This window comes from Methanospirillum sp. (genome assembly GCF_035406105.1).
GTDB lineage: Archaea > Halobacteriota > Methanomicrobia > Methanomicrobiales > Methanospirillaceae > Methanospirillum.
In genome coordinates, this window is the sequence record NZ_DAONKG010000148.1 from 1 (window position 1) to 6243 (window position 6243).

Annotated in this window: 6 protein-coding genes; 2 read left to right on the forward strand and 4 right to left on the reverse strand. The window is 41.3% G+C overall.

The window, feature by feature from the left end; all coding sequences use genetic code 11:
* A partial coding sequence (locus tag PLA23_RS09350) for a hypothetical protein (RefSeq protein WP_324474965.1) occupies positions 1-798 on the reverse strand: 798 nt, incomplete at its 3' end.
* A 261-nt stretch (positions 799-1059) separates the two neighbouring features.
* On the opposite strand from PLA23_RS09350, the gene PLA23_RS09355 reads away from it, so the two are divergent.
* Together PLA23_RS09355 and PLA23_RS09360 are read left to right on the forward strand one after the other, a co-directional pair.
* The gene (locus tag PLA23_RS09355) at positions 1060-1266 is read left to right on the forward strand and encodes a hypothetical protein (protein ID WP_324331527.1); all 207 of its coding nucleotides are present in this window, start codon (positions 1060-1062) and stop codon (positions 1264-1266) included.
* Between the two features lie 138 nt (positions 1267-1404).
* Complete coding sequence (locus tag PLA23_RS09360) at positions 1405-1587, forward strand: hypothetical protein (RefSeq protein ID WP_324331525.1); 183 nt, start codon at positions 1405-1407, stop codon at positions 1585-1587.
* 319 nt (positions 1588-1906) lie between these two features.
* On the opposite strand, the gene PLA23_RS09365 is transcribed toward PLA23_RS09360, so the two are convergent.
* The 3 genes from PLA23_RS09365 to PLA23_RS09375 form a co-directional block, all read right to left on the reverse strand.
* Positions 1907-3466 (reverse strand): PD-(D/E)XK nuclease domain-containing ATP-binding protein, encoded by a 1560-nt coding sequence (locus PLA23_RS09365; RefSeq protein ID WP_324331523.1) that lies wholly within the window; start codon positions 3464-3466, stop codon positions 1907-1909.
* A 358-nt stretch (positions 3467-3824) separates the two neighbouring features.
* Positions 3825-4643, reverse strand: a complete 819-nt coding sequence (locus PLA23_RS09370) for an ABC transporter substrate-binding protein (RefSeq protein WP_324474969.1) — start codon at positions 4641-4643, stop codon at positions 3825-3827.
* Positions 4644-5513: 870 nt separating this feature from the next.
* The coding region (locus tag PLA23_RS09375; RefSeq protein WP_324474967.1) for a hypothetical protein at positions 5514-6243 on the reverse strand (730 nt) is incomplete at its 5' end.

Sequence of the window (6243 nt, forward strand, 5' to 3'; positions counted from 1 at the left end):
TACAGCCTCTGGATCAGCCGTACCATTCTCTTCAAATGATGCAAACATTGCCTCTGCTGCTGCCATTATCTCTGCCTTCTCTGCTTTGATATCATCATATGATGCGTCAGGATATTTCTGCTCATATTCTGCAACAACAGTGTCGAAGTCTGCAAAGTCGGCAAGAGCATCCTCTTTTTCAATCACATCGCCAAGGATCGGATAGGCATATGATTCCTGTACTGCAGCAAGTAACCGGCCATACAGAGAACGGAAGCTGGCATCAACAGTTGCAGGAGTGCCACCAACGTTATACTCATCCCATACCTTGTCAGCTGCATCAAAGACACTATCCACAGATGCTTCAAATGCAATAACATCATCTTTTACAGGTTTTCCTTCTGCTTCAAATGAAGTAAACATGGTATTAGCTGCAACAGTCAAGTTTGCATATGAGGTCATGACATCTTCATATCCTGCAACTAAAACCTGCTCATCTTCCGTGGCACCAGATGCTGCCTCTTCAAACGCGGTCATTGCTTCCTCTGACAGAGCAATCTCTTTAAAAAATGTCTCTTTTTCAGCGATATCACCAGTTAGGAGATATCCAAATGCTTCTTCTGTTGCCATCAGAAGAGTCTGGTGAACTTTACCAAACATTGGAGCCATATTTGGCGTGTTTGTTTCTACAATGGCAACTTCTTCACTGAGATTTGCACCGGCGGTTTCCTCCTCTGCAAGAGTGACTTCCTCAGCCATAACTCCAAGAGGAAGCATTACTAATCCCATAAGGAATGCACAAATAAGTAGCATTTTCATGTACCTACACTCCCAGTTTGGTTAGGTTGATTTCTAGAGATTAAAAATATTCGATATACATCGCATCAGATCCGAATCACAAGGAGGTTGGACCAGATTAAATAGGATTTTTAACATATTCAATCAATATTCTTTTGATGGCCAAACAAGCTGCTGCATCTGGTTCATGTTCTATCTGTAAAGAACCGATAACCAAACGCACCGCTGTTACACATATGAAAAAAACATTCTCCGGAGTCGGGTGAGGAGAGGTTAGCCATTATGGTTGATACCCCGTATTCCTCTCCATACTGGATGGTTCTTCTTGTCAAACCTGCGGAAATGCTTGAACATCTGGATAGATCCTTACATGACATCTGGGTAGAGTGTTGTGGTCATGTAAGTGCATGTACGATTATGGGAGTGGATTACCAGAGTTGTTCTGAATCAGGAATGAACGATTTTTTTGGTGATGCCAGATCTATGTAGGAGAAAATCAAGAACGTTCTCTGTAATGGTATAACATTTCGCTATGAATATGATTTTGGGACTACTACCGAACTCAGGCTGAAGGTTGCTGATTCCATTCCATGGCACAATGAAAAGGGCAAGATAATAATGGCTGGTATGAATGATCAACCTGAAATTCTTTGCTCCAGATGCGGGGAACCTGCCAGTTATCATGATGTGGAAAATGAGATCGTGCTCTGTGTTGACTGTAGTTCTGATGAAGATCTGGAAGAGTGCTACCTGCTTCCGATATGTAACTCCCCCCGGACCGGTCAGTGTGCCTATGAAGGCGGAAAATAGGATTAGTTTAATGAGGATGTTCCTACTGATGAATGAACAGGAGAGAGTCGGATTTCCCCACCATCTCGCCCCCTTCGATAAGAGGATACGAATTCCAGAGGAGCCTTGTTTTTTCACAATACACACCCTATATGGAGTAGTAGCAGGAATTATAGGCTGAAAGTTAAAACAAAGCCCCTGTAACAGTTGTAACAGTTGTAGCTGTTCTATTGGTACAGAGGAAGTTCTTTTTTTGACATCCTCCCCATATCCCTCATCCGGGTAGTATGTGAGTGATCGGTACGACGTATGAACAGTATCACCCAGTTAGGGAAAATATTCAACCTGATCTCTGATCCCATTCGATTATATTGCGGGTTTCAGGATCGAAAACGATTCCAATCTCCCATATTTTCAGGCCCTTGGCTTTATATTTTTCAGAATATCCTTTACGTTTTATCTGCTCCAATGGGCTTTTCTCTTCGGGAGATTTCTCTCTTTTCACCTTAAATTCAAAGATCCATGCTGCCAGGGTCGTAATTACCGTCAAATCTAAGCGTCCCTTATTCGTAGTATCTTCTGCTATTACATGATATCCAAGACTTGCAAAAATAGTGTACATGATACTTGCATAGTATCCCTCAAAAGACGATAATTGATTTTTCCGGTACCAATCATGCGAAATTGAAGCAAAAAAAGAATGAATAAGATCTTTTAATCCCTCTCCATCATTCTTCTCCAGAACATCAAATAACCGGTTTCGCATCCCGGATACAGGAAATCCGGATAAAGTCTGACAGAATAACAGGTTCAGTGATGTTCTCACTTCGATATTCGGATATCCTAAGGTACATTGAAATCCACGTACCGGGTCAGAAGTCCAGTCTTTTATCGTCAGATAACCGGCCTGAAATAATAACGTCTCAACCCTGATATTATCAACATCAAAAGATCCAAGCAGATCTTCACCGGCTATTAAGCCATCAAAATCGCCCGGGAACCGTGGATTTTTCTGCCATAATCTGAGAAGAAAAGAAGGGGTACCGGTCTCAAACCAATATGAACGAAACATCTTCTTGGAAAAGAGCATTAAGATATCGAAGGGATTATAAACGGTCTGACCGGACCATGAATAACCATTATACCACTCCCTGATCTCTTCAGGATTAAAACCGGTCAGATATTCCCTGAATACCTGCTCAAGATCTTCATGGGTATATCCACAGATGGCAGAGTACCGGGGATCAAGGGTGATATCATCAAGATTGTTCAGACCAGAAAAAATACCTGTTTTTGAGAATTTTGAGACCCCGGTGAGGAGAACAAATTTCAAATATGGATCCAGATCCTTTAAAATGCCATAAAAACTTTTTAATTCATCGCGTAATATACGAGTGGCTTCTCTATCCTCTATCGCATCAAGAATTGGTTTATCATACTCATCTATAAGAACGACAACAGGCTTCTGATAGGTTGCATAGAGGTTTTTTATCAGAAGATCCAATTGGAAACCGGGAGATAATGATTTATCATGACCTACATTATATCGTTCAGCTTCTCCAGAGAGTATATGAGTCAGATATTCACCCAGTTCATCAGCATTCCTGTTGATACGTTGTCCAAGGCTTATCCTGACAACCGGATACACACTGGAAAAATCCCATGATGCTTCTGGTGTGTTGAGATAAAGATCAAGAAAATATTCTTTTTTTCCAGAAAAAGCATGATCTATGGTATCAAGCAGAAGACTTTTTCCAAACCGACGGGGCCGTGAAAGAAAGTAATATGATCCATTATCAACTAACGATTGAATGAAACGTGTTTTATCAACATATGCATACCCACCAGTCCGAATCTTTTTAAAAGACTGGATGCCAATTGGCAGTTTCAATCGTTCCATTTCGTATTATCATTACCACGTATATGCATATATAACATAATACCACAATATGATGAATCCTTTTTCATAAGGAAAGATTCTCTTCACATTCAGGGAAGAGGGAACGTAAATTTCGTGTTAGTTTTTTTCTCTTACAATATAAAAAAAATGGACAGGTCTCTTCTCTGGATCTGCTACAAGTGTTACAACTGCTACATAGGCTTTAATTTAATTTTGAATGCAATACCTACCCTCATTTTGATATAAGCCAATTTTCATAAAGATAAGTATATTCTGGATATTATTTAATTTTATAATATCTATGTAATATAAGTGTCATTCAAATTATCAGCAGGCCAGATTTATCACTGAACAGGTATCATTCCTCATATTGTTCAAACGTACCATTTCGGATGACTTTAAATTCAATCGGATAGAAGGCCACCCGGTTTTCATCAAACTGAACGTCCCCGAGTGAACCAGGGTACAGGTTTTCCGTAAACCATGATGTGAGGCATTCCTGATCATCACCACATCTTTGAACTGCATCATACAGAATATTCATGGCATCATACCCCTCTGCCCCGTAAAATGTTGCATCCTCCTCATATTCCTCCCGGTACCGGGAGAAGAACGGAACAGATCCGTTGAGTGCCGGAATGGTAAAGATAAGTCCATCTGCAGCCGGGATTTCAAGAAGAGTATTTCGTTCTATGACTCGTGTTCCAACAAGTGGTGCAGATATGCCGTTATTTCTAATCATTTTTGCTACTTCCCCGGCTTCTGATACACTCAGCAGCAGGATAACGTCAGGATTACTTTTTTTGACCGATGTCAGGTTCAGACTGTCGGGCAGTGTATCAGGATTATATTGCACAATATCTATGATTTTATCCGGGATGAGTGATTTCAGGGCGTTCATATACCCGTGTGCATAATCATTGTCTCCACCAACGATTGCAACCCGGTCATACTGTGACAGGTATTCTGCAAGGATCGGGGATTCCTGTTCCACCCCGGGAGTGAACCGAACCAGTCTGTCATGAAAGCGACTCCGGTTTACGACGGCACTTCCAAGAGCAATCTGGACCAGTCCATCATCCGCAGCATCCGGGTACACCACATAGGTAGTCCAGCTGGCAATTGTTACAACTATTGAAAGATCAGGATATTCTGATTTCAGAATATTCCATGCAATTCATTTCACATAAATACCGGGTCGATTTTGGATAATATCTTTCACAATCATCCATGCACCGGTTCATATCACCAAAATTTTCAGAAACAGACAATTCTTTCTCTAAATAAATTCTGGTGACATGTGCATTTCTGACGATATCAGGATTGAGACTTTCTGACCGTTCTTTCAGATCAGCAAGAATGCTCCCCTCATAGAATTCCAGGGGATGAATGACGAAAGTCAGATTTTTGGTATCAGCAGAATAATCCGATTGTGAAACCTGAACGTGTGACGAATTATCTCCATCAGGGTTACTGAAAATGAGCCCGGCATTCATGAGGGGTTAATATTGGCCAATGCCATTTCCAGGAGAGTAATAGATTCCGGATTGTTAAAAATAACTCCATACGGGATTATATTCTGTATCGTCAGGTTCAACTCCCGTCTTTATTTTCTGAGAGAAAACTCTCTCCTCCCTCTAAGAGAATTTTATTCCCTGGAGATTCATCAGCAGAACAGACAGATATGAGCGAAAAAAGACCAATACAATAATAAAACAAATATTTTTGATTATCATTATAATTGATTATAAGATGAGGAGAGGTATTATGGTTATAGTGCATTGCACAACGTCTTGAAATAATGGCAGTGAAACAGAGATTATTACAAGACGTGCACAAAAAAAGCACGACATAGATATCTGCAAATACTCTGGAATATTCCAGAATATTTTGCAATATGTTATTTAGGATGGTTATCTGGAAATAATCCCTCACCCTATGTCATACAATGAGAGTGCATACTTTGGAATAATAGTGCTGAATCCATCAGGGCCTCTCAAAGGTAACATAACGCATGCTTCACCATGAAAAGAAAAAATTGGGATTATTACATCCAAACAACATCAGATGATAGATTTTCATCTCCAAGAAGCTGGAATTTTATCTCCTTTTTTTGGACGATTTTTTCATGATCGGTGAGGACTATAGTAACCGTATCGTTCCCTGAACAGGAGATATTGAGAGGCCTTATCTCGCCATCGAGAAGATCACCGAGTTTTACAGATGCCACCGGTACTGACCGTGAACCAAGATATAGCATAACCTGAATCTCCGCAAGACCGGCGAGGTCTTCATCGGTGATCAACTGAATCCCCCTGATTTTGCTCCATGAGGGAAGATTGACTATCAGACGGCCTTCTGACTCATCGGGATTCACCAGGACTGAGAAAGAGATCCGAACCGTACTGCGGGGAGCGGCACCTGTGGAAGGCGGTGAACACATACGTTTCGAAACTGAAGCCCGACGAACCCGGGTAATGATACCTGGCTCTTCCATGAACATTTCTGATTCTAATAAATTGAGAGGGTCTGGAGATAAATTCGCATTATCCCTTAAAACCGGCGCCATACTATACGCCATAACGGTATTTTCGCATACATCCCATCCTGCCGGGTATGCTGATGGAACGATCACCGAAGCCTTTACCGAAGTTCCCGGATGGGTACTCGTACAGACAAATGCGGTCCGGGTGGAAGGAATACCATATCGGAGGGACTCCTGCACCAGGAGATCATCCAGGAATAATTCGCTTATTGTATTTCCTTCCGGATACAGG

What these genes read in the sequence shown, in the direction of transcription:
- PLA23_RS09355 (WP_324331527.1), top strand. Translation starts at nt 1,060, where the DNA reads ATGGTTGATACCCCGTATTCCTCTCCATACTGGATGGTTCTTCTTGTC.
- PLA23_RS09360 (WP_324331525.1), top strand. Translation starts at nt 1,405, where the DNA reads ATGAATGATCAACCTGAAATTCTTTGCTCCAGATGCGGGGAACCTGCC.
- PLA23_RS09365 (WP_324331523.1), bottom strand. Translation starts at nt 3,466, where the DNA reads ATGGAACGATTGAAACTGCCAATTGGCATCCAGTCTTTTAAAAAGATT.